Source organism: Microlunatus sp. M237, assembly GCF_056896895.1.
Genome location: NZ_JBXHBL010000005.1, coordinates 1 through 23916, shown reverse-complemented (window position 1 = coordinate 23916; position 23916 = coordinate 1). Strand labels below are relative to the sequence as shown.

General features: G+C 65.8%; 18 protein-coding genes and 3 rRNA genes. 18 read left to right on the top strand and 3 right to left on the bottom strand.

Going from position 1 to position 23916, the window contains the following annotated elements:
- The first annotated feature begins 245 nt into the window (after nt 1-245).
- The 7 genes from AC1XX3_RS17830 to AC1XX3_RS17800 all read left to right on the top strand — a co-directional run bounded on the left by AC1XX3_RS17830 (nt 246) and on the right by AC1XX3_RS17800 (nt 7458).
- Complete coding sequence (locus tag AC1XX3_RS17830; protein WP_483322525.1) at nt 246-1595, top strand: ABC transporter substrate-binding protein; 1350 nt, start codon at nt 246-248, stop codon at nt 1593-1595.
- Nucleotides 1596-1597: 2 nt separating this feature from the next.
- Nucleotides 1598-2542 (top strand): carbohydrate ABC transporter permease, encoded by a 945-nt coding sequence (locus AC1XX3_RS17825; protein ID WP_483322524.1) that lies wholly within the window; start codon nt 1598-1600, stop codon nt 2540-2542.
- 1 nt (nt 2543) lies between these two features.
- The gene (locus AC1XX3_RS17820; protein ID WP_483322523.1) at nt 2544-3452 is read left to right on the top strand and encodes a carbohydrate ABC transporter permease; all 909 of its coding nucleotides are present in this window, start codon (nt 2544-2546) and stop codon (nt 3450-3452) included.
- 92 nt (nt 3453-3544) lie between these two features.
- Nucleotides 3545-4357: an IclR family transcriptional regulator gene (locus AC1XX3_RS17815; protein ID WP_483322522.1), complete on the top strand. Its 813-nt coding sequence runs from the start codon at nt 3545-3547 to the stop codon at nt 4355-4357.
- A complete protein-coding gene (locus tag AC1XX3_RS17810) occupies nt 4344-5429 on the top strand; it encodes an enolase C-terminal domain-like protein (protein ID WP_483322521.1) in 1086 nt (361 codons plus the stop codon). Before AC1XX3_RS17815 ends, AC1XX3_RS17810 begins: the two co-directional genes overlap by 14 nt.
- A 37-nt stretch (nt 5430-5466) precedes the next feature.
- Nucleotides 5467-6279 (top strand): 5-dehydro-4-deoxy-D-glucuronate isomerase, encoded by an 813-nt coding sequence (gene kduI, locus AC1XX3_RS17805; RefSeq protein ID WP_483322520.1) that lies wholly within the window; start codon nt 5467-5469, stop codon nt 6277-6279.
- A 147-nt stretch (nt 6280-6426) separates the two neighbouring features.
- Complete coding sequence (locus AC1XX3_RS17800) at nt 6427-7458, top strand: GNAT family N-acetyltransferase (protein ID WP_483322519.1); 1032 nt, start codon at nt 6427-6429, stop codon at nt 7456-7458.
- A gap of 102 nt (nt 7459-7560) precedes the next feature.
- Here the strand turns inward: AC1XX3_RS17800 and AC1XX3_RS17795 are convergent, their stop codons facing one another.
- Entirely contained in the window at nt 7561-9018 is a 1458-nt protein-coding gene (locus AC1XX3_RS17795; RefSeq protein WP_483322518.1) for a DHA2 family efflux MFS transporter permease subunit, read from the bottom strand.
- Here AC1XX3_RS17795 and AC1XX3_RS17790 point away from each other — a divergent pair, their 5' ends adjacent.
- The 8 genes from AC1XX3_RS17790 to AC1XX3_RS17755 all read left to right on the top strand — a co-directional run bounded on the left by AC1XX3_RS17790 (nt 9019) and on the right by AC1XX3_RS17755 (nt 16456).
- On the top strand, nt 9019-9204 hold the full coding sequence (locus AC1XX3_RS17790) for a hypothetical protein (protein ID WP_483322517.1): 186 nt from the start codon (nt 9019-9021) through the stop codon (nt 9202-9204).
- Between the two features lie 363 nt (nt 9205-9567).
- Entirely contained in the window at nt 9568-11082 is a 1515-nt protein-coding gene (locus AC1XX3_RS17785; RefSeq protein ID WP_483322516.1) for a DEAD/DEAH box helicase, read from the top strand.
- A 255-nt stretch (nt 11083-11337) separates the two neighbouring features.
- Complete coding sequence (locus tag AC1XX3_RS17780; RefSeq protein ID WP_483322515.1) at nt 11338-11925, top strand: TetR/AcrR family transcriptional regulator; 588 nt, start codon at nt 11338-11340, stop codon at nt 11923-11925.
- A gap of 261 nt (nt 11926-12186) precedes the next feature.
- Nucleotides 12187-12633 carry a nitroreductase family deazaflavin-dependent oxidoreductase gene (locus AC1XX3_RS17775; protein WP_483322514.1) on the top strand — a complete coding sequence of 149 codons (447 nt, stop codon included), beginning with the start codon at nt 12187-12189 and terminating at the stop codon, nt 12631-12633.
- 237 nt (nt 12634-12870) lie between these two features.
- Nucleotides 12871-13287: an aspartate 1-decarboxylase gene (gene panD / locus AC1XX3_RS17770; RefSeq protein WP_483322513.1), complete on the top strand. Its 417-nt coding sequence runs from the start codon at nt 12871-12873 to the stop codon at nt 13285-13287.
- Complete coding sequence (panB, locus tag AC1XX3_RS17765; protein WP_483322512.1) at nt 13280-14122, top strand: 3-methyl-2-oxobutanoate hydroxymethyltransferase; 843 nt, start codon at nt 13280-13282, stop codon at nt 14120-14122. Before panD ends, panB begins: the two co-directional genes overlap by 8 nt.
- Nucleotides 14119-15042 carry a pantoate--beta-alanine ligase gene (gene panC / locus AC1XX3_RS17760; protein WP_483322511.1) on the top strand — a complete coding sequence of 308 codons (924 nt, stop codon included), beginning with the start codon at nt 14119-14121 and terminating at the stop codon, nt 15040-15042. The genes panB and panC overlap by 4 nt, the downstream gene beginning before the upstream one ends.
- Nucleotides 15043-15235: 193 nt before the next feature.
- Nucleotides 15236-16456: a L,D-transpeptidase family protein gene (locus AC1XX3_RS17755; RefSeq protein WP_483322510.1), complete on the top strand. Its 1221-nt coding sequence runs from the start codon at nt 15236-15238 to the stop codon at nt 16454-16456.
- Here the strand turns inward: AC1XX3_RS17755 and AC1XX3_RS17750 are convergent.
- Both AC1XX3_RS17750 and AC1XX3_RS17745 read right to left on the bottom strand, forming a co-directional pair.
- On the bottom strand, nt 16447-16896 hold the full coding sequence (locus AC1XX3_RS17750) for a universal stress protein (protein ID WP_483322509.1): 450 nt from the start codon (nt 16894-16896) through the stop codon (nt 16447-16449). The two genes, AC1XX3_RS17755 and AC1XX3_RS17750, sit on opposite strands and share 10 nt — an antisense overlap.
- A 173-nt stretch (nt 16897-17069) precedes the next feature.
- Nucleotides 17070-17750, bottom strand: a complete 681-nt coding sequence (locus tag AC1XX3_RS17745; protein WP_483322508.1) for a YoaK family protein — start codon at nt 17748-17750, stop codon at nt 17070-17072.
- Nucleotides 17751-18607: 857 nt separating this feature from the next.
- On the opposite strand from AC1XX3_RS17745, the gene AC1XX3_RS17740 reads away from it, so the two are divergent.
- The 3 genes from AC1XX3_RS17740 (at nt 18608) to rrf (ending at nt 23866) form a co-directional block, all read left to right on the top strand.
- Nucleotides 18608-20126, top strand: a 16S ribosomal RNA gene (locus AC1XX3_RS17740).
- 361 nt (nt 20127-20487) lie between these two features.
- Nucleotides 20488-23612: ribosomal RNA gene (locus tag AC1XX3_RS17735) — 23S ribosomal RNA — on the top strand.
- 137 nt (nt 23613-23749) lie between these two features.
- Nucleotides 23750-23866: ribosomal RNA gene (rrf, locus tag AC1XX3_RS17730) — 5S ribosomal RNA — on the top strand.
- Together the 16S, 23S and 5S rRNA genes form the textbook arrangement of a ribosomal RNA operon.
- Nucleotides 23867-23916 lie beyond the last annotated feature (50 nt).

The window sequence follows — 23916 nt, the reverse complement described above, 5'->3', positions numbered from 1 at the left end:
GCATCTTCAGTGACGAGTAGATCGATGGCGTGTCCTGGTCGGCCGGCTGCGGCGACCCCCCGAGTCTGCTGCGTGTGCAGTTGGAGCGCTGCGCCACCTCAGTGACTGACTGCGGCGGCCCGCCGCGTCCGCGGCCACGCCACGGTGATCCGCGTGGACGAGTCCTTGCCATGCCCCAGCTGCCTCCACTACTGTCCTGATCATCGGAACAGATGTTCCACTGATCGGGATACGAGGAGGTATTCGTGGTCTTCCGGGCAACGATGAGCCGGCGTTCACTGCTCAGTCGAGGGGCGCTGCTTGCTGCCGGGGCGGCGACGGCGGGCACGCTGTCGGGTTGCAGCCAGGCGTCACGCACCGAGGCGGAGCTTCCGACGCCCGCAGACGAATACGACGGGCCGCCGGTCACGTTGCAGTTCTGGAACGGCCTCACCGGCGGCGACGGCCCGGTCATGCGGTCGCTGCTGGGGGAGTTCAGCAAGGAGCATCCCTCGATCACCGTCGAGATGTACGCGCTCCCGTGGAACAACTTCTACCAGAAGTTCCCGGCGGCGGTGGTGAGCGGACTGGCACCGGACTTCGGCCTGATGCACAACTTCCAGGTCGTCACGAACGCGGCCCGTGAGGTGATCACGCCGCTCGACCCGCTGGTGCCCGCGCTGGGTCTGCAGCAGCAGGACTACCTCCCGGTGGTGTGGGAGTCGGGCCTGTATCGCGGGCGCCGGTGGTCGCTTCCGCTCGACATGTGGCCCGACAGCCTGTTCTACAACAAGCGGGTGCTCGACGACGCCGGCCTGGACGCCGATCGTCCACCGCAGACCGGCGAGGACTACCTGGCCGCGCTGGACACGATGCGCGGCCGCGACATCCAAGGACACTGGCTGCCGGCGATCGACCCGCAGGGTGTCGGACGCGGCTTCGACTCCCTGCTGTGGCAGATGGGTGGCACCCACTACAACGAGGACGGATCCCAGGCCCTGTTCGGGTCCGAGGCCGGCATTCGTGCGTTGGAGTGGCAGAACAGCCTGATCCAGTTGGGCTACAGCCCACGCGACGTCAGCGGCTCCGACGCCAACGTCGCCTTCAAGAACAACCGGACCGCCTTCCTCTGGGGCGGTCCAGGCGCCTTGATCAACGACTTGGCGAAGGTCAAGGAGCTGGAGTGGGATGTCGCGCCGCTGCCGCAGATCGGGACGCAGCGCGGTGCCTTCTCCGGCTCACACCAGTTCGTGATCATGAGGCAGCGCTCCTTCGACCCCGGCCGGATCACAGCGGTGGCGACCTTCCTGCGCTGGATCATGTCGAACTCCACCGGATGGGCCAAGGCCGGCCCAGTCCCGGCCCGGTTGCCGACCCTGGCCGAGCCGGCCTTCGCCGAGCTCGGTCCGCAGATCAACGTCGCCAAGGGCATCAACGACATCCACTTCTATCCCCTCATCGCGGGCATCGCTGAAGTGCAGACGACGGTGCTCTACCCGAACGTCGGTGATGCCCTCCTCGGTCGAGTCCCGGTGCCTAAAGCTTTGGCGGACGCAACGCAGCAAGCCTCGTTCCTGCTGGAGGAGAACCTCACCAAATACCGAGAGGCGCGTTGATCATGACCGTTCTTTCCACCGGCAAGGCCGCCCCCGTACGACGGCTCGCCACCCGCCCGCCGAGCCGGCCGAAGCCGTGGACGCCGTACCTCTTCCTGGCTCCGTTCCTGATCATCTTCGGCACCTTCGTCCTCGCTCCGGCCGGCTACGGCTTCTGGATGAGCCTCCACAACTGGGACTTCTTCCTGCCGGTGCAGCCTTTCGTCGGGCTGCGCAACTATGCCGAGCTGTTCTCACCGGCGGCCTTGGTGGCGCAGCAGTTCTGGGAGAGCATGCGCGCGACCGGGCTGTTCGTCCTGCTCTCGGTCCCGCTGTTGATGATCATCCCGCTGGCCCTGGCGCTGCTGCTCAACCGGCATTTCCGCGGTCGGACCTTCTTCCGGGCCATCTACTTCGCCCCGTACGTTCTCGGCGTCAGCGTCATCGGCCTGCTCTGGCAATACCTGCTGAACGCCAACACCGGCCTGATCAACTATTACCTGCTCGAGTGGGGCGTGATCGACACCAAGATCGCGTGGCTGACCACCGTGCCGTGGGTGTGGGTGTCACTGGTCGGCGTCACCGTCTGGTGGACCATGGGTTTCAACTCGGTCGTCTACCTGGCGGGCCTCCAAGGCGTCGACGAGAACCTCTACGACGCCGCCAAGGTGGACGGAGCCAGCCCGTGGCGCGAGTTCCTCCACGTCACCCTGCCCGAGCTGCGGCCGGTGGTGCTCTTCGTCCTCACCATGACCGTGCTGGCGTCGGCCAACATGTTCGGCCAGTCCTACCTGCTCACCAGCGGGAACCCGTCCAACCAGACCCGCACCGCCATCATGTACATCGCTCAGGTCGGGCTGGAGCAGTTCCGGATGGGCAAGGCCGCCGCGATGAGCTATCTCCTCGCGCTCGTCCTGGTCGTGATCAGCGCCATCAACTTCTGGTTCTTCCGGCAGAAAGAGAACTGACATGGCCACCTCCACCGCCGAACCCGTGCTGCACGCCCCGCTGCCGGCAGCCGACCCTGCCCCGCGCACCAGCCGGCGCACCAACCGCGGCCTGCCGGGCACCATCGCGCTGTACGCGGCGCTGCTGCTGCTCTCTGTTCTCTTCGTCGCGCCGCTGCTGTGGATGCTGTCGACCTCGTTCAAGACCACCGGGGATGCGACGGCGGTCCCGCCGCAGTGGGTTCCGCCGACCTTCTCCACCGACGGCTATCGCACCCTCTTCGCCGACGCCCAGGCCCCGGTCCTGCGGTGGCTGGCGAATTCGGTCCTGGTCGGGGTGCTGCACACGGTGCTGGTGCTGGTGACGGCGGCTGCGGCCGCGTACCCGCTGGCCAAGATGCCGTTCCGCGGCCGCAACCTGATCTTCGGGCTGATTATCGTCACCCTGTTCGTGCCCGGGTTCGTGTTCTTGATGCCGAACTATCTCATCGTGGACGGACTGGACTGGCTGGACAGCATCTGGTCGCTCGTCGTGCCAGGTGCGGCCAGCGCGTTCGGGGTCTTCTTCCTCCGCCAGTTCTTCACCTCACTGCCCGACGCGCTCGAGGAAGCGGCGCTGCTGGACGGTGCCAACCGGTTCCAGATCTTCTGCCGCATCGTGCTGCCACTGTCGCGGGCGCCGCTGGCCACCTTAGCGGTGCTCACCTTCCTGGCGAGCTGGAACGACTTCCTCTGGCCCCTCTATGTGCTGTTCAACCCGTCCAACCTGACCCTGCCGGCCGGCCTGGCCACGCTGCGTGGTTCGTACGCCACGGACTACCCGGCCATCATGGCCGGCGCCGCCCTGGCCAGCATCCCGGTGCTCATCCTGTTTGCCTTCGTCCAGCGCTATGTCATCGCCGGGGTGGCCAGGTCCGGACTGAAGGGCTGATGGTCACCACGCGCTCCGACTCCGCACTGTCGCCGGCTGCCCATGTTCTCCCGTCACGGGGTACGCCGGTGGCGGTGGGGGATGATGCGAGCATGAGTAGCGAAGCGTCGACCTCGTCCGCCGGCACCTTGGCACGAGGCCTGGACATCATCGAGTGGGTCGCCGAAGCCGAGCACGGCGCGATCGCGGACCTGTGCCGCGCACTCGGCCTGAGCCGCAGTGCGGCCTATCGGATCGTGGCCCAGCTGCGCGAGCGCGGCTATCTCGAGGAGACCGGCGACGGTCAGCTGCGGCTCGGTCCGGTCGCCATCCGGGTCGGCCTCCAGGCCCTGGAAGGGCTCGACCTGTTCAAGGTCACCCCACGACACCTGCGGGCGCTGGTGGCGACGACCGAGGAGACCGCCTTCGTCGCCGTGCCCGACGGCGACGAGATGGCGTACGTCATGCAGGAGGTCGGCCCGCAGGTCGTCAAGGTCTCGTCCAAGCTCGGCGGCCGGGCGCCGCTGCACGCATCGGGTCTGGGAAAGGCCTACCTGTCGGCCCTCCCGGCCGGCGAGGTGGAGGACCTGCTCACGCGGCTGACGCTGACCAGCTACACCCCGACCACCCTGACCACGCCCGCGGCCCTGCTGGCCGCGGTCCGCCGGGCGGCCGAGGTCGGCTACGCCGTCGACGACGCAGAACGGGAGCCGGGTGTGCGTTGCCTGGCGGCGCCCGTCCGCGACGCGTCGGCCCGACCGGTCGCCGCGATCAGCGTCGCCGGTCCCCGGGACCGGATCAGCGCCGCCGAGGACGAGATCATCGCCGCGCTGCTGGAGACCACCGGCACCATCTCGCGCAGCCTCGGCTATTTCGAACGCAACTCATCCGAACCCCAACCACAGGAGACCCGTGTCCCGTCTTGACCCGATCATCACCCGCATCGACATCGTTGCGCTGGAGACCGTCTATCCGCGGACCGTCGGCCGCAACGCCCGGCTGGGCAGCCACGGTTCCGGTGGGCAGTCCACCGTCGCGGTGCTCAGCACCGACAGCAGCTACCAGGCCTGGGGCCTGGTGGAGGGGCACCCGGCCGACACCTCGGCCGTCGTCGGGCGCACCCTGTCGGAGCTGATCGACCCAGGCACCGGCGTCCGCGACCCCGCGAACAGCTGGCTCGACATCGCCCTGCACGACCTCGCCGGCCTCGTCCACGACGTCCCGGTCCATGCGCTCCTCGGCTCCGCCGGCCCGACCACGGTCGAGGTCTACGACGGCGCGATCTACTTCGATGACCTCGATCCCGAGGATGCGCCCGGGGATGTGGCCGTGGTGCTCGCGAACGTCGAAGCCGACGCGCAACTGGGCTACGCGAACTTCAAGCTCAAGATCGGCCGCGGCAACCGGTGGATGCCGATCGACGAAGGAGCGGCCCGCGACATCGAGATCACCCGGGCGGTGCGCGCAGCCAGACCGGACGCCAAGATCCTGGTCGACGCCAACGACGGCTACACCCGGGAAGGGTTCTGCCGATACCTCGACGCCGTGGGCGACGCCGATCTCTACTGGGTGGAGGAGCCGTTCCTCGATGACGCCGACGACCTCGCCGCGCTCCGGGCGTACCTGGATGCGCACTCGCCCGCCACGCTGATCGCCGAGGGCGAGACCTCGCCCGACGTGGAGGCCTTGCTGCCGATCGCGGCGAAGCATCACATCGACGTGATGCTGATGGACATCATGTCCTTCGGGGTGACCCGCTGGCGCTCGCTGATGCCCACCCTGGCCTCGATGAACGTGTCGGCGTCCCCGCACGCCTGGGGTCGGCCGCTCAAGACGCTCTATGCGGCCCAGCTGGCTGCAGGGCTCGGCAACGTGAGCGTCATCGAGGGCGTCCCGGGCCACACCGTCGGTGTCGACACCCAGGCGTACGCCTTCGCGGACGGCCGACTGAGTGTTCCCGACCGGCCCGGCTTCGGGCTACCGCTGCCCACCCGCTGACTCCTGCTGTCTTGCGTAACGATCGATAAGGACCGCTGTGCCCGTGCTGCCTGCCACCCATCCCGACGACTTCGCTGGGCTCGACACCGAGGGCCTTCGCCGCCGGTTCCTGGTCGACTCCCTGTTCGCTCCCGACGTCCTCAGCTGGACCTATGCCGGGGACGATCGGATCCTCCTCGGCGGCTGCGTCCTCGCCGGCGCCAGCGTCGAGGTGACCGCACCGCCGGAGCTGCACACGCCCACGCTGTGCGCCCGGCGGGAGCTCGCCATCGTCTGCCTCGCCGGTGAGGTGAGCGTCCAGACGGACACCTCCTACCAGCTCGGAGCGCTCGATGTGCTCTACCTCGCCCGCGGGACCGACCGCATCACCCTCGGCGGAACCGGCCGGGTCTACCTGGTCTCGGCACCCGCCCACGGTGATCATCCCAGCGCGCTGGCGCGGAAGGAGGAGGCCTTCTCGGCCCGGCTCGGTGATCAGGCCGAGGCCAACGCCCGCACCATCCGGCGCTATATCCACGCCGACGGGGTGGCGTCGTCCAACCTGGTGCTCGGCATCACCACCCTCGAACCCGGCAGCGTGTGGAACACCATGCCGTGCCACACCCACAACCGGCGGACCGAGGTCTATCTCTACACCGGGCTCGGCCCGGACCACCGGGTGGTGCACCTGTGCGGTCCGCCCGAGGCGACCCGTTCGCTCGTCGTGGCCGACGACCAGGCCGTGGTCAGCCCGGGGTGGTCGGTGCACACCGGTGTCGGCACCCGGGCGTACTCGTTCGTCTGGGCGATGGCCGGGGAGAACCAGGACTACGCCGACATGGATCCGGTCGGACTCGCCGACCTGCGTTGAGGGTCGCCGACGGCTGAGGGGGCTCGGGTACGCAGGCCGGTCCCCGACCGGCTGTGACCCGCCGGCGGTCGGCAGAGGGGGACCGTCAAGCGGTGCCTTCCACGTGGCCAGCGACCCCGACTCGGCTGAATGCGAAAGACTGGGCCGGTGAGCACCGACATCCCCGAGGAGAATCCACCCGTCCTACCGGACGGCTGGGGGGCCCGTCGTCCCGTGCTGGCGGACGTTCCCACGCTGGCTGAGCTGGTGGCGGCCCACCGCCGCTCGGTGCTCGGCTCCGGCAGCCCTCAGGTCGACGCGGTCGCCGCCGAGGCCGCCGGGATCGGCTCGTGGACCCGCCGGGAGCTGGTGGTCACCGACCCTGCCGGTGCAGTGCGGGCATGGGTCCGAGTGCACGACCGCGCCGCCGGGCGTACGTCCGTCGCCGTCGACCTCGACCCGAGTCTGCCCGCCCCCGCTCCGCTGGCCTCATCGCTCTACGCGTGGGCCGCGACGGTGGCCGCAGAGATCACCGCACACCGTGGGCTGGCCGGCACCCAGCTCGACGCCCTCGCGTTCGCCGCTGACGACACCCGGCGGGCCTGGCTCACCGAGGCCGGCTACCGGCAGGTACGCACCTGGCTGCAGATGATCCGCCCGGTGACGCCGGCCGAGGGCGCACCCGGGGCGGTGCCGCTACGCGAGGGTGTGGCGGTCCGCCAGGTCGCCACCCATGAGAACGGGCTCCCGGTCGCCGACGACCTGCAGACCGTCCACCTGCTGCTGGAGCAGTCCTTCGCCGACCACTTCAACTCCTATCGGGAGAGCTTTCCGGAGTTCATCCATCGGTTGCGGGAGGACCCCGGCCATCGGTGGGACCACTGGTGGATCGCCACCGTCGAGATCGACGGCGCCCCGGCGCCGGCCGGCGCCGTGGTGGGATCCGTGCTGCCGCCCGACTCCGACGGCGTACCCGGCAGCTACATCGACTACATCGGGGTCCATCGCCGGGCCCGCGGTCGCGGGGTGGCCAAGTCGCTGCTCTTCACCGTCATCGCCGACGCCGCCCGGCGCGGCCGCAACCGAGTGGGCCTTGAGGTGGACGCCGACTCACCGACCGGGGCCGACGGGCTGTACCACTCGCTCGGCTGGCGGACCGACTACCGCACCGAGTCCTGGCACCGCGACATCACCATCTGACGTACCCGCAGGTCAGGTGGAATCCGGGCTGCTCCGCGCCCTCGGTTTGAATCCGGCCTGCTCCGCGCCATCAGTGGAGTCCGCCATCAGTGGAGTCCGCCCTCAGTGGAATCCGGCCGGCTCCGCGCCCTCGGCCGGACCCGGATTGCGCAGGAAGGCGGCGATCACGATAGCCACCGCGGAGATCCCGGTGGCGACCCAGAAGGCGGCGTGCAGCCCGTACGTCTGAGCAGCCACCCCCTCGGCCCCACGCTGGGTGGCGCCGGCGGCGCTCCCCGCGAGGACGGTCACCAGCAGGGCGGTGCCGGCCGCGCCGGCGACCTGTTGCAGGGTCGACATGGTGGCGCTGCCGTGGGAGTACAGGTGCGGCGGCAGCGGGTTCAGACCGGAGGTGAATGCCGGTGTGAACAGGCAGGCCAGCGCCAGCGACAGCAGCAGGTGCAGGCCGATCAGCAGCCAGACCGGGGTGGTGGCGTCCAGCGTCGTCAGCCGCCACATGATCACCGTCATCAGCACCGTGCCGCCGGTGGTCAGGACCATCGGACCGTACCTGTCGAAGAGCCGGCCCACCAGCGGTGACGCCAGACCCATCAGCAGGCCGCCGGGCAGCAGGATCAGCCCGGTCTGGAGGGAGTCCAGCCCGCGGATCGTCTGCAGATAGATCGGCAGCAGGATGACGACTCCGAACAGGGCCATCATCGCTATGCAGAGCAGCGCGACGGCCAAGCTGAACATCTTGAACCCGAAGACGCGCAGGTCGAGCAGCGGGCCCCGGTCACGCAGCGCATGCTGCCGCAGCCCGAAGAGCAGCAGGCAGACGACGCCGATGACCAGCGATGCCACCGGCACCAGCAGCCCGGAGTGGGCGCTCTCGCCGATCCGGCTCAGACCGAACACCAGCCCACCGAAGCCGGGCACCGACAGCAGCACCGACGCGACATCGAGTGGCTGCGAGCCTCGCTCGCCGACGTTGACCAGGGTCCGGGCGCCATAGACCAGGGCAGCCAGGGCGATCGGCAGCACCAGCAAGAACATGAAGCGCCAGGAGAGGTACTGCAAGATCAACCCCGACACGGTGGGGCCGATGGCGGGGGCGACTGAGATGACGATGCTGACATTGCCCATCACGACGCCGCGCCGCTGCGGCGGCACCAGGGTCAGGATGGTGGTCATCAGCAGCGGCACCATGATCGCGGTGCCCGAGCCCTGGATGACGCGGGCGATCAGCAGCACCCAGAAGCCCGGCGCGACGCCGGCTAGCAGGGTTCCGGTGCAGAACAGCCCCAGGGCCAGAATGAAGACCGTACGGGTGGCCAGTCGCTGCAGCAGATAGCCGGTGGTGGGGATGACCACCGCCATGGTCAGCATGAACGCCGTCGACAGCCACTGCACGGTGCTGGTGCTGATCGCCAGCTCGGTCATCAGCCGCGGCAGGGCCACCCCCATGATCGTCTCGTTGAGAATGACCACGAAGGCGGCGACCAGCAAGGTGATGATCACCGCGCGGTCGCGGGCCGGCATGGCCGAGGTGGTCGTGGTGTCGACAGACGCGGTCGTCACGTGAGCTCCATCCTGATGGTGCTGGCCCTGTCGTGCCGGGCAGCAGCGTGCTGGCTGGGTGATGCTGGGCTGGGCGGTGCTGGGGCGGGGCTGCCCGATCGGGGCCCGGAGGTCTCGATGGTGCGGGCGGGCTGCGGACTGCATCGCGGCTGGCCCTGCCCGGTGGCTGCCCCGTGGCTGTTCTGACCTGGAGTTCCCGATGAACTCATCGACCGTCTGCGAACTGTGGAGTGATCTGCGTCGCAGGGTCGGTGGCTCGTCGGGCTCAGGGGATCAGCACCCGAGCAAGGCTAGGAGATGTGGGGCGGCGCGTCATCTCGTTTGATCATTCTGCTCATCCGGAGATCGGGTGGGCCCGGGACCGATCGGAGGCTGCGACCACCGGCGAAGTAGGTCGAGCTGAATCGACGCGCTATGCTTTCCAAAGACATGCGTGCGCTAAGCACGCCCCACAGGTCGTTTGCTCTGCGCCGACGAAGGCGCTCTTCAACTCTCCTTCACACGTGAGTGGTTTGCAACCGCGGCCAACTCGACGTACAAGGATTTTCTGTGACTCAGCACGTTTCCCGCCAGTCCGCCGCGCCCGTTTCCGGCAGCTCCCTGCCCGCGGAGGACACCAACGGCTTCCTGGCCTTGGGCGTTCCCGGCCCGATCGCGGCCTCGTTGGCCGACGGCGGCATCTCCCAGCCCTTCCCGATCCAGACCGCCACGCTGCCCGACTCGCTGGCCGGACGCGACGTCCTCGGCCGTGGCCGGACCGGCAGTGGCAAGACCGTCGCGTTCGCCGTCCCGACGGTGGCCGCACTGGCCGCCTCCGGCGTTCCCCGTCAGGCCGGCGCCGTCCGCGCCCTCATCCTGGTCCCGACCCGCGAGCTGGCCACCCAGGTGGAGCAGGTGGTCGGGCCGCTCGCCCGCCGGATGGGCCTGCGCAGCATGACCATCTTCGGCGGCGTCGGCCAAGGGCCGCAGGTGACGGCGATGCGGCGTGGCGTCGACATCGTGATCGCCACCCCGGGCCGGCTGGAAGACCTGATCGACCAGCGCCACGTGCGGCTGGACAAGGTCGAGGTGACCGTGCTCGACGAGGCCGACCACATGGCCGACCTGGGCTTCCTCCCGGCTGTCAAGCGCCTGCTGGACGCGACGCCCAAGAACGCCCAGCGGTTGCTGTTCTCCGCGACCTTGGACCGCGGGGTGGACGTGCTCGTCCGTCGCTACCTGACCAACCCCGTCACCCACTCGGTCGACTCGGCCGCGTCCGAGGTGCCCAAGATGACGCATCACGTCTTCACCGTCGCACCCGACAACAAGATCGCTGTGGTCAAGGAGCTGGTCGGTGGGCAGGGCCGCACGCTCGCCTTCACCCGGACCAAGCACGCGGCCAAGAAGCTCGCCAAGCAGCTCACCAGCGCAGGCGTGCCGGCTGTCGACATGCACGGGAACCTCTCGCAAGGTGCGCGCCAGCGCAATCTCGCGGCCTTCGGCGACGGCAGTGTCCGCGTTCTCGTCGCCACTGACATCGCCGCCCGCGGGATCCATGTCGATGACGTCACCCTCGTCGTCCACGTGGACCCGCCGGCTGAGCACAAGGCCTATCTGCACCGCTCGGGTCGTACGGCCCGCGCCGGCAACGAGGGCGTCGTGGTCACCATCGGCACGCCCAGCCAGTCCAACGACGTCCGCACCCTGATGCGACAGGCCTCGATCAAGCCGACCCAGCACGTCGTCGCGCCCGGCGACCCGGTGATCACCGAGATCGCCGGCCCCGCCGCCGCCTTCGTGCAGCCGGCGCCGGAGCCCGCGGCCTCCGCCGACGGACGCCCGTCAGGCTCTCGGTCACGGGGGCGCACCGGGAGCGGCCGCGCAGCCGGCAGCCGGAGCGGGAGCGGACGCACCGGCGGACCCTCCTCGGCACGCAGCTCGAACACCGGTGGCCGCGATGGTGCCCGCCCGAGCGAGGCGGGTGGGCGTCGCAGTGGCCGCCCTGACGGCGCCGGTGCCTCGGCCGCCGGGTCGACCCGGAGCGCCGCCACCTTCTCAGCCGGACGTCGTCGCGGTCGCTGACCACGGCAATACTTATTGCGCCGCCGGCGATCTATTCATCTGACGAGCAGTCGTCGCAGAGGTGAAGAGGTCGCTGCGGCCCCGGGGATCGCCGCCTGGTGAGACTCCAAACATTAAATCTAGGTGAACGGCTCCGGGGTGGCTACACTGAGTGCATATAACATTCAGATGGAATATTTATTAAAAGGGGGGAACCGGTTGTCTGGCCAGCCCGGTTTGCGCGAACGCAAGAAACTCCAGACCCACGCTTCGATCATGCAGGCGGCTTTCGAGCTGTTTGCGGAGTTCGGGTTCGAGTCCGTGACAGTCGCCGAGGTGGCCCAGCGGGCCGACGTCTCGCCGGCCACCGTCTTCAACTACTTCGCTGCCAAGGAAGATCTGATCTACGGCACGGCGGACTTCTTCTACGCCGACCTGCTGTCGTCGATCGAGAACCGGCCGGCAGGCACCACGGTGGCCGCCCAGTTCCGCGTCTACCTGATGCAGCAGCGCCCCCTGGGCCGCACGGCCGAGGAGGAAGCGCGGCAGCGGACCTTGATCAAGATCATCACCGCCAGCCCTGACCTGCTGGCTCGGGAGCGGGATCTGACCCATCAGGCCGTGCGGTCGTTGGCGGCGATGATCACCGCCGAGTCCGACGTGTCGGATGGCGACATCACCTCCTGGGTGGTCGCCAACGCACTGATGGGCGTACATCAGGCGGTGGTCGAATACACCCGACAGCAGGTGCTGGAAGGCGTATCCGGCTCGACCCTCACCCGCCGAGTCCGCTCGCGGGCGTCCCGGGCGCTCACCCTGCTGGACAAGGGCCTCAACACCGGCGACATCGCATCCGCCACCTGATCTAAGCGCTGCAGTCACCATCGCGGTCGATCGCGTCCAGGCGACGTCGGCCGCGGACACCGACTGGGCGAGGATCGATCACCGCGACCTGCTGCTGAGCGGATCGCCGGTGGTCGAGCTGAACTGGGCCAAACCCCGGTCGGCCCTGGGCGGATCCGGCCGTCGCCGGATCCGGGAATTCTGCTCGAGGTGGAGCACGCCAGCTCGCGTCGGTCGGCCGTCGGGGTCGAGTGGGTTGCCAGATCGTCCTACCATGGACACATGCCACTTGAAGGTGAATACGAACCGAGCCCCGAGAAGTGGGTCCGCGACCAGGTCGAGCTCTACGAGCGGACGGGGGGTCGTGAGGGCAACACCCTTGCGGACACCGGAATGCCCGTCGTCATCTTCACGACCCGGGGGGCCAAGTCGGGCAAGCTCCGCAAGATCCCGCTGATGCGGGTCGAGCATGACGGGGTCTACGCCATGGTCGCTTCCAAGGGCGGCGCGCCAGAGCACCCCGTCTGGTACTACAACGTCAAGGCCGACCCGGACGCCGTCACGGTGCAGGACGGACCGGAGCCGATGGACGGCCACGCCCGGGAGATCACCGGCGAGGAGCGCGCTATCTGGTGGGAGCGTGCCGTCGCCGCCTACCCGCCGTACGCGGAATACCAGACCAAGACTGATCGTTTGATCCCGGTGATCCTGGTGGAACCGCGCAGCTGACGTCAGGGCTCCGGCAGCAATATTTGCGGTCCATAGCGGTCGGGTCTCGGTTTCAGCACAGATTCTGTGTCGCCGGCCGATCAGGTGGTCCCTGGGTGGACATGCGCTAGTGTCGGTTGGCGAAGGCGCGGCCCGCTCGGGGATGAGAGGGGTACGCCCCGCGGCTCGCCGCGCCGTGCGCTGCTCGGAGCAGTCCAGAAGAGCGTCAGTTCGCCGTTCGTCAAGGAGTATCAGGTCGTGTTTCGGACCATGTTCAAGTCGAAGATCCACCGAGCGACGGTGACGCAGGCAGACCTGCACTACATCGGGTCGCTCACCGTCGACCGTGATCTGATGGATGCCGCCGACCTCCTTCCCGGTGAGCAGGTGTCCATCGTCGACGTCACCAATGGCGCTCGGCTGGAGACATACCTGATCCCGGGCGAACGTGGCTCGGGCGTCATCGGCATCAACGGCGCCGCTGCGCACCTGGTGGCCGTCGGAGACCTCGTGATCGTCATCTCCTACGGCGTCATGTCCGACGAGGAGGCGCGCGCGTTCTCCCCGACCGTCGTGCACGTGGATGCGACCAACTCGATCCTCGCCATCGGCTCGGACCCGGGCGAGGGTGTTCCCGGCCTCGTCATGGACCCGCAGGACGTGGTGCATGTCTGAGCGGCGACCACGCCGGCTGCGGATCTCCGACCTCCAGTCGGCCAAGGACCGCGGCGAGAAGTGGGCGATGCTCACCAGCTATGACCAATACACCGCCGAGCTCTTCGACGAGGCCGGCGTCTTCGCGCTGCTGGTCGGCGACTCTGCAGCCAACAACGTCTACGGCTACGAGACCACCCTGCCCGTCACATTGGACGAGATGCTGCCGCTGGTTCGGGCCGTCGTCCGTGGCTCCAGCCGGCCGCTGGTGGTGGCCGATCTGCCCTTCGGCTCGTACGAGGACGGGCCGTCGCAGGCTCTGGCCAGCGCGGTCCGGCTGATGAAGGAGGGCGGCTGTCAGGCCGTCAAGCTCGAGGGTGGCGTACGCGCCGCCGCTCAGATCCGCAAGATCACCGAGGCCGGTATCCCGGTGATGGGTCACGTCGGCTTCACGCCCCAAAGTGAGCACAACCTAGGTGGCTACAAGGTGCAGGGTCGCGGCGCGGCCGCCGAGCGGCTGATCGCCGACGCCCACGCGGTGGCCGACGCCGGCGCCTTCGCCGTGGTCTTCGAGATGGTGCCCGGTGCCGTGGCCGCTCAGCTGACGGCCGAGCTCGCCATCCCCACCGTCGGCATCGGCGCCGGCGTCGGCTGCGATGCGCAGGTGCTCGTCTGGCAGGACATGGCCGGTCTGCGTCGTGGGCCCGCGCCCCGCTTCGTCAAGCGCTACGCCGACCTCGCCGGCGTGCTGGGTGGCGCCGCCCAGGCCTACGTCGACGACGTACGCTCCGGGTTCTTCCCCGCCGACGAGCACACCTTCGCCTCGACCGTTCCGACCTCCGAAGGATCCGCATGACACTCCACGCCCGATCACCGCAGGTGGCGGCCAGCATCCAAGAGCTGCAGGCGCTGCGGGGGTCCCTGGGGGAGGAGCGCGTCGCCTTCGTCCCCACGATGGGCGCCCTGCACGACGGGCACCGGTCGCTGATCAGGCTGGCCCACCAACTCGCCGACCGGGTCGTGGTGAGCATCTTCGTGAACCCGCTCCAGTTCGGCCCGGACGAGGACTACGCCCGCTACCCGCGGGTGCTCGAGCACGACCTTGACGTCTGTGCCGCCGAAGGCGTGGACATCGTCTTCACCCCGACGGTCCACGAGCTCTATCCTCCGGGACGTCAGGTCCTGCTCAACGCCGGACAGCTCGGCACGGTGCTCGAAGGCGCCTCGCGCCCCGGCCACTTCGACGGAGTGTTGACCGTCGTGCTCAAGCTCTTCAACATCGTCCGTCCCGACCTCGCCATCTTCGGGCAGAAGGATGCCCAGCAGCTCGCCTGCCTGCGGCGGATGGTCGTCGACCTGAACGTCACCGTGGGCATCGTCGGAGCGCCGATCGTGCGCGAGCCCGACGGCCTGGCTCTGTCCAGCCGTAACCGATTCCTCTCGTTGACCGAGCGCGCTTCCGCGCTGGCCCTGTCGACGGCCCTGCGGGCGGCGGCGGCGCACCCCACTCGCGACGCCGTGCTCGCCGCCGGCCGCGCGCGGCTGGACCAGGCTGAGGCGGGCGACCCGAGCTTCCGGGTTGACTACTTCACTGTGGTGAACCCGTTGACCTTCGCCGAGGTGCCCGACGACTTCGAGGGGGAGGCCCTGGCGCTGGTGGCCGCCCGGGTCGGCAGCACCCGACTGATCGACAACATGGCGGTGCAGCTGCAGCCGGAGGACGCCGGTCGGGGTCGCCGCCAGCTGTCCGACGTAGAGTTCAGCGACGTGGAGTGACCAGAAGTTCGCACCTGAGCTAGCCCGATCGTCACCGTGGCGGCCGGGCTGGTGACTTCTGTGGCTGGACGCATTAGCCTGGGACCCCTGTGACGCATGTGACGTGAGTCGAGTCGGGGGACCGTGCAACGCAACCTTCCCCGTTCTGTCTGCGTACGGATGATGTCCGCAGTCCTTCCGAAAGGAGGCCGTCATGCTCGTACGGCGCATCTCCGGCCGACCTGCCTCGGCCCGCCGCCCCGCCCCCCGTATCCACCGGGTTCTCGGTGCGCTGGCCGTTGCGGCCCTGTTGAGCGCCACGGCGTGCGGGGCTCCGGTCGACAACCCGCAGGCGGCGGCGCCCGCCACGCTGCAGCCGAGGCCCTCGACCTCGCCGACCGCAGGACCGGCGGGCCAGCAGGCCTCCACCACCCCGCGGACGCCCACGACCCCGGCACCCAAGACACCCGCCGCCAGCACGCCGGCGCCCACCGCACCGGCACCTCCCACCCCCACCCCCACCCCGACGCCGACCCGCCCGGCCGAGGAGCCCGCATTGCTGCGCAGCGGCGATCGTGGCGAGAAGGTGCGCGAGCTGCAGCACCGGCTGCTCCAGCTCGACTGGTTCAGCGGCAAGATCACCGACAGTTACGCAGCCGCCACCGTCACAGCGGTCCAGGGTTTTCAGGGCAAACGTGACCTCAAGCCGAGCGGTGCAGTCGACCGCAAGACCTGGGACGCGCTGGTCGATCGAACCCGCCAGCCCACGCAGGACGAGATGCACAACGTGCTCCGGCCCGGTCCGGCGATCCTGAAGAAGGGCGCCGAGGGCGAGCAGGTACGCGAGCTGCAGGCGCGGCTGAAGCAGATCGGCTGGTACAGCGGCAAGATCACGGGCCTCTACGGCACCGACACCGTGGCGAACGTACGCGCCTTCCAGGACAAGCGTTCGATCCCGGTCACCGGGGAGGTGGATCAGCGGACCTGGGACCGACTGCTGGCGATGACCCGTGAGCCCACCAAGGACGAGAAGAACAACCGCACACCGAAGCCGTCCGCGACCGGACTGGACTCTCGTTGCCTCACCGGTCGTGCGCTATGCGTCAGCAAGTCCAACAACTCGCTGGTGTGGGTGATCGACGGCAAGCCCCAGCTTCGGGTCGACGTGCGCTTCGGCTCCGACGAGCTGCCCACCCGCGAGGGCGCGTTCTCGGTCGGCTGGAAGTCACGCAACCACGTGTCGACGATCTATCACACGCCGATGCCATTCGCGATGTTCTTCAGTGGCGGCCAGGCCGTGCACTATTCGGCAGACTTCGCCGCCCGTGGCTACAACGGGGCTTCCCACGGCTGCGTCAACGTCCGCGACCGGCAAGCGATCGAGCGGCTCTTCGACACCGTCCAGGTCGGTGACAAGGTGATCGTCTACCGCTGAGGCGCATCGAGCTCGTGCGGGGTGACGTCGGAGGGCGGGGGATAGGTCGCCAGGCTCTTGACCACCAGCACGGGGGCCGGCGAGTCAAGTACGACGCGTTGGACGGTACTGCTGAGCAGGAAACTGTTGGCGGGGGTACGGCGACGTGAGCCGATCACCAGCAGCTCGGCGCCGACCTGCTGCGTCAGCTCCACCAAGGTGGCCCCCACGCCCTGCTCAGCCGGGCCGAGACGCAGCCGCCACTCCACGTCGAGGTTCCGCTTTGCCAGCAGGTCCGTGATCTCGCGCCGGAGGGCGGTGGCGTCGAGGGTGTCGACGGCCAGCTCGTCGGTGACCCGCAGCACGGCGAGGTCGGTGCCGAGGAAGCGCGCCTCGCGGGCTGCGTACACCAGCGCGGCCTCGCCCAGTGGGCTGTTTCCCCATGCAGCGGCAATGGTCATCGAGCTTCACCCCTGTCCCGGTTCACCCGGCGGACAGGTCGAGCCGCCGGCGCGACGCCTGTGTGTTCGTCGTCTAACGGGGCTCTACCCGCGGGCAACCACCTCACACAGCCCAGACGAAGGCCATCCCGCTCGGCGGTGCGCCCGCGAACTGGGGGAGGCCGGCCTTCTGCTCAGGCGGTGCGCCCGGCCACGTGCCCGAGCAGGGCGACGGCCGCGGTGATCAGAGCGGCGATGGCGACACCAAGGCCCAGGGAAGCCTGCAGGGCGAGTGCGCCGGCGGCGGCACCGGCGCTGATCAGCAGCAGCGCAGCCACCCGGCGGAACCACTGCTGCTTCACCCCGGCGCCGAGCCAGGAGTCAAAGGCCAGACCAGTGATCAACGAGGTGACCACGACTGTCGTGATGTCCTTGACCGCCAGGTGTCGCGCGGTGGCCGCCTGCATTCCCATGGCGAAGCCGAGCGCGATCGTGATCGTGAGCGCGACGGCGCGGGACGGCGCATCCCCGACAGCGAACACGGTGCCCGCGATAGCAGCGAGGATCACCGCGACCACGGCCAACATGAGGGTCGACCTGGCCGACCAGCCGGCTTCGACCGGCTTCAGTACCCGACCGACCAGCGCGGCGCCGAGCATGAACCCGGCCAGCGCCAGGGCGGGCCCCAGGACGGGCAGGTCGGCGGCGCCGGCCAGAGCCATGCCGAGGATCACCACATTCCCGGTCATGTTGCCGGTGAAGACCCGGTCGAGCCCGAGATAGCCGACGGCGTCGATCACCCCGGTCGAGAAGGTCAGAGCCAGCATCAGGCCCAGGTGGACGTCCGCGGGCCGGGAACGCAGTCGGGTCAGCACAGGAGTCGTCTTCTCTCGATGTCGTGGAGCTGGGTCGTGGAGCTGGGTCGTGGAACTGGGTCACGGAGTCGGGCCGCCGAGTCGGGGCGCAAACGCACCCCACGGGGCCGCGCTAACGATGCCAGGCCGGCCGAGGCCGGTGGACATCTGGTCCATGCCCGAGCACCCACACGACGCCCGCCCGGCCGTCGATTTGACGCTGAGGCGCCGTCGCCCGTAACGTTCTCGTCGTCGCCAAGAGTGCGGGACGCAGCGGGAAACCGAAGCGGCCGACCAGGCTGACACCCTCCCTTCATCGATGACTGGATGGGGTGTGCGTTCCACTCGAACCCACCTCGGATCCAGCAACATCGGTGTGCGCGGGGGGCGAGCAACAGCCGGGTTGAAACCGACTGGCTCGATGTGTAATGTAGGGCGAGCCCCAAGGGGAGAACGTGAGGCCGGGAACCGGTCGAGCGGACTGCCAGGAGGGCACCATCTCCTAGATTTCACCGGGTGGACGTGCATCGCACGGACTCGCGGAGGATGACCATGAGATGGGGCGGGATCGGATTCGCTGGGTTTGACTTGGTGGGTTTGGTTGCGTAAGGTTGGTCGAGTTGCCCCAAGCGGATGTCAGTGATGGCGGATGTGCGGTGTGTGCCCGAATTTTGAGAACTCAACAGCGTGCTAAAAGTCAATGCCAAATATGCACTATTGAACCCGTGCTTGGTTGGCTGGCCTCCTCTTTTGGGGTGGTTGGTTGGTCGAGTCGGATTCCTTTGAGATTGAAATTGATTGACCCAGCTATTGGGTTCTGTCAGCGTCAAGCTCGTTGTTTTTGACGATTATCCGGCTTTGCCGGTTGTCGATATTTTTCAACGGAGAGTTTGATCCTGGCTCAGGACGAACGCTGGCGGCGTGCCTAACACATGCAAGTCGAACGGTAAGGCCCCTTCGGGGGTACACGAGTGGCGAACGGGTGAGTAACACGTGAGCAACCTGCCCTTGACTTCGGAATAACAGTTGGAAACAGCTGCTAATACCGGGTATTCATCTTTGGAGACATCTTCTTTGGTGGAAAGCTCCGGCGGTCAGGGATGGGCTCGCGGCCTATCAGCTAGTTGGTGAGGTAATGGCTCACCAAGGCTTCGACGGGTAGCCGGCCTGAGAGGGCGACCGGCCACACTGGGACTGAGATACGGCCCAGACTCCTACGGGAGGCAGCAGTGGGGAATATTGCACAATGGGCGAAAGCCTGATGCAGCAACGCCGCGTGCGGGATGACGGCCTTCGGGTTGTAAACCGCTTTCAGTAGGGACGAAGCTAACGTGACGGTACCTACAGAAGAAGCACCGGCCAACTACGTGCCAGCAGCCGCGGTGATACGTAGGGTGCGAGCGTTGTCCGGAATTATTGGGCGTAAAGGGCTTGTAGGCGGTTTGTCGCGTCGGAAGTGAAAACTCAGGGCTTAACCCTGAGCCTGCTTCCGATACGGGCAAACTAGAGGGATGCAGGGGAGAACGGAATTCCTGGTGGAGCGGTGGAATGCGCAGATATCAGGAGGAACACCGGTGGCGAAGGCGGTTCTCTGGGCATTACCTGACGCTGAGAAGCGAAAGCGTGGGGAGCAAACAGGCTTAGATACCCTGGTAGTCCACGCCGTAAACGGTGGGCACTAGGTGTGGGGGACATTCCACGTTCTCCGTGCCGAAGCTAACGCATTAAGTGCCCCGCCTGGGGAGTACGGCCGCAAGGCTAAAACTCAAAGGAATTGACGGGGGCCCGCACAAGCGGCGGAGCATGCGGATTAATTCGATGCAACGCGAAGAACCTTACCTGGGTTTGACATATACCGGAAAGCTGCAGAGATGTAGCCCCCGCAAGGTCGGTATACAGGTGGTGCATGGCTGTCGTCAGCTCGTGTCGTGAGATGTTGGGTTAAGTCCCGCAACGAGCGCAACCCTCGTCCTATGTTGCCAGCGGATAGTGCCGGGGACTCATAGGAGACTGCCGGGGTCAACTCGGAGGAAGGTGGGGATGACGTCAAGTCATCATGCCCCTTATGTCCAGGGCTTCACGCATGCTACAATGGCTGGTACAAAGGGCTGCGAGACCGCAAGGTTTAGCGAATCCCAAAAAGCCAGTCTCAGTTCGGATTGGGGTCTGCAACTCGACCCCATGAAGTCGGAGTCGCTAGTAATCGCAGATCAGCAACGCTGCGGTGAATACGTTCCCGGGCCTTGTACACACCGCCCGTCAAGTCATGAAAGTCGGTAACACCCGAAGCCGGTGGCCCAACCCTTGTGGAGGGAGCTGTCGAAGGTGGGACTGGCGATTAGGACTAAGTCGTAACAAGGTAGCCGTACCGGAAGGTGCGGCTGGATCACCTCCTTTCTAAGGAGCTAATTGGCGCACGACGGAAGTTGCGCGTCCATTGCGTCCAGTGCCGAGGCGTCTGTTCTCGGCTGGACAAGTTCTGGAATGTGGAACATTGACTATTAAGCAGCTATGAGATTGTCAGTCAGTACAACTGGATCGCCTTTCGGGGTGTGATGGAGTGGAACCTCTGGTGGTGGAGTGGTTGCCTAAGCACGCTGTTGGGTCCTGAAGATTCGGTCACCTCATCTGGACTTTGGTTCGGGTGCTGGGGCGGTCTTCTTGCGGGCCAGGTGGGTTCAAGCCTTTGGGTTTGGGTTCTCTGGTGTCCGCCCGTATTTTGAGAACTTCACAGTGGACGCGAGCATCTTTGTAGTAAAAACAAGCTACTAAGGGCAATCGGTGGATGCCTAGGCACCAAGAGCCGATGAAGGACGTTGTAACCTGCGATAAGCCCCGGGGAGCTGGTAAACGAGCTTCGATCCGGGGATCTCCGAATAGGGAAACCTCGAAAGAAACCGGAGTAATGTCCGGCGACCTCTGCCTGAATATATAGGGCAGTAGGAGGGAACGTGGGGAAGTGAAACATCTCAGTACCCACAGGAAAAGAAAACAACCGTGATTCCGTAAGTAGTGGCGAGCGAACGCGGAAGAGGCCAAACCTCACTTGTGTGATAGCTGACAGGCGTTGCAAGTGTGGTGTTGTGGGGCCGTTCTGACCATGCTGTCAACTGGTCAAAGAGTCATAAATGATCATCGAAGTCGAAGTACTCTGGGAAGGTACGGCAAAGAAGGTAATACCCCTGTAGACGTAACATGATCACTCTTGAGCGTTACCCCAAGTAACACGGAACCCCTGAAATTCCGTGTGAATCTGGCGGGACCACCCGCTAAGCCTAAATACTCCTTGGTGACCGATAGCGGACAAGTACCGTGAGGGAAAGGTGAAAAGTACCCCGGGAGGGGAGTGAAATAGTACCTGAAACCGATTGCCTACAATCCGTCGGAGCAAACACACTTGTGTGGATGTGACGGCGTGCCTTTTGAAGAATGAGCCTGCGAGTTAGTGGTACGTGGCGAGGTTAACCCGTGTGGGGAAGCCGTAGCGAAAGCGAGTCCGAATAGGGCGATTTAGTCGCGTGCTCTAGACCCGAAGCGGAGTGATCTATCCATGGCCAGGTTGAAGCGACGGTAAGACGTCGTGGAGGACCGAACCCACCAGGGTTGAAAACCTGGGGGATGAGCTGTGGATAGGGGTGAAAGGCCAATCAAACTCCGTGATAGCTGGTTCTCCCCGAAATGCATATAGGTGCAGCGTCGCGCGTTTCTTGCTGGAGGTAGAGCACTGGATAGTCTAGGGGGCCCACAAGCTTACCGAAATTAACCAAACTCCGAATGCCAGTAAGTGAGAGCGCGGCAGTGAGACTGCGGGCGATAAGGTTCGTAGTCGAGAGGGAAACAGCCCAGAACACCAGCTAAGGCCCCTAAGCGATTGCTAAGTGGAAAAGGATGTGGAGTTGCGCAGACAACCAGGAGGTTGGCTTGGAAGCAGCCACCCTTGAAAGAGTGCGTAATAGCTCACTGGTCAAGTGATTCCGCGCCGACAATTTAGCGGGGCTCAAGCAATCCGCCGAAGCTGTGTCATTCACGTATTAGCCCGGCCGGCTTTTGTCGGTCCAAGCGCGTGGATGGGTAGGGGAGCGTCGTGTGCGCGATGAAGCGGCGGAGTGATCCAGCCGTGGAGAGCACACGAGTGAGAATGCAGGCATGAGTAGCGAATGAGGAGTGAGAAACTCCTCCACCGAAAGACCAAGGGTTCCAGGGTCAAGCTAATCTGCCCTGGGTAAGTCGGGACCTAAGGCGAGGCCGACAGGCGTAGTCGATGGACAACGGGTTGATATTCCCGTACCGGCGCTAGAACGATCCTGCCGAGGCGAGTGATGCTAAGCACGCAAGACTTCTGGCGACCTTCGGGTCAATAGAGGTTGAGTCTGCGACCCGATCTTGTAGTAGGCAAGCTGCGGAGTGACGCAGGAAGGTAGCCCATCCCGGGCGATGGTAGTCCCGGGCTAAGTGCGTAGGGCGAGGTATAGGCAAATCCGTACCTCACGTGCCTGAGACATGATGGCTCTTGTGCATTCGTGCATCGGAGTGGGTGATCCTATGCTGCCTAGAAAACCTTCGTGAGCGAGTTGTAGAGCCGCCCGTACCCTAAACCGACTCAGGTGGTCAGGTAGAGAATACCAAGGTGATCGAGATAACCGTGGTTAAGGAACTCGGCAAAATGCCCCCGTAACTTCGGGAGAAGGGGGGCCGGACACGTCAACGGATTTACTCCGGAAGGCGTTGAAGGCCGCAGAGACCAGGCCCAAGCGACTGTTTACTAAAAACACAGGTCCGTGCTAAGTCGCAAGACGATGTATACGGACTGACGCCTGCCCGGTGCTGGAACGTTAAGGGGAAGGGTTAGCACGCAAGTGCGAAGCTCTGAACTTAAGCGCCAGTAAACGGCGGTGGTAACTATAACCATCCTAAGGTAGCGAAATTCCTTGTCGGGTAAGTTCCGACCTGCACGAATGGCGTAACGACTTGGGCGCTGTCTCGACCACGGACTCGGCGAAATTGCACTACGAGTAAAGATGCTCGTTACGCGCAGCAGGACGGAAAGACCCCGGGACCTTTACTATAGTTTGGTATTGGTGTTCGGTACAGCTTGTGTAGGATAGGTGGGAGACTTTGAAGCAGCCACGCCAGTGGTTGTGGAGTCAACGTTGAAATACCACTCTGGCTGTTCTGGATATCTAACCTAGGTCCATTATCTGGATCAGGGACAGTGCCTGATGGGTAGTTTGACTGGGGCGGTCGCCTCCTAAAAGGTAACGGAGGCGCCCAAAGGTTCCCTCAGCCTGGTTGGCAATCAGGTTTCGAGTGTAAGTGCACAAGGGAGCTTGACTGTGAGAGGGACACCTCAAGCAGGGACGAAAGTCGGGACTAGTGATCTGACGGTGGCATGTGGAAGCGCCGTCACTCAACGGATAAAAGGTACCCCGGGGATAACAGGCTGATCTTGCCCGAGCGTCCATAGCGACGGCATGGTTTGGCACCTCGATGTCGGCTCGTCGCATCCTGGGGCTGGAGTCGGTCCCAAGGGTTGGGCTGTTCGCCCATTAAAGCGGCACGCGAGCTGGGTTTAGAACGTCGTGAGACAGTTCGGTCCCTATCCGCTGCGCGCGTAGGAGTCTTGAGAAGAGCTGTCCTTAGTACGAGAGGACCGGGACGGACTAACCTCTGGTGTGCCAGTTGTCCTGCCAAGGGCACGGCTGGTTGGCTACGTTGGGACGTGATAACCGCTGAAAGCATCTAAGCGGGAAGCACACTTCAAGATGAGGGCTCCCACAGGATAACCTGGTAAGGCCCCCAGCAGATCACTGGGTGATAGGTCGGATGTGGAAGTACAGCAATGTACGGAGCTGACCGATACTAATAGGCCGAGGGCTTGTTCCTACAAAGATGCTACGCGTCCACTGTGCAGTTCCCGAGATACGGTCGGGAACTGTCATCATCACCCCACCCACCCCTTTGTCGGGGTGTGGTTGGTGGTGAACATATGACAAGTTTTAACCGCTACATCTCCATAGAGTTACGGTGATCATGGCGAAAGGGAAACACCCGGCTCCATTCCGAACCCGGAAGTTAAGCCTTTCAGCGCCGATGGTACTGCACGGGGGACCGTGTGGGAGACTAGGACGTCGCCGGACATACACACTTCAAGGCCGACCACTTCACGTGGCCGGCCTTGAAGTGTTTT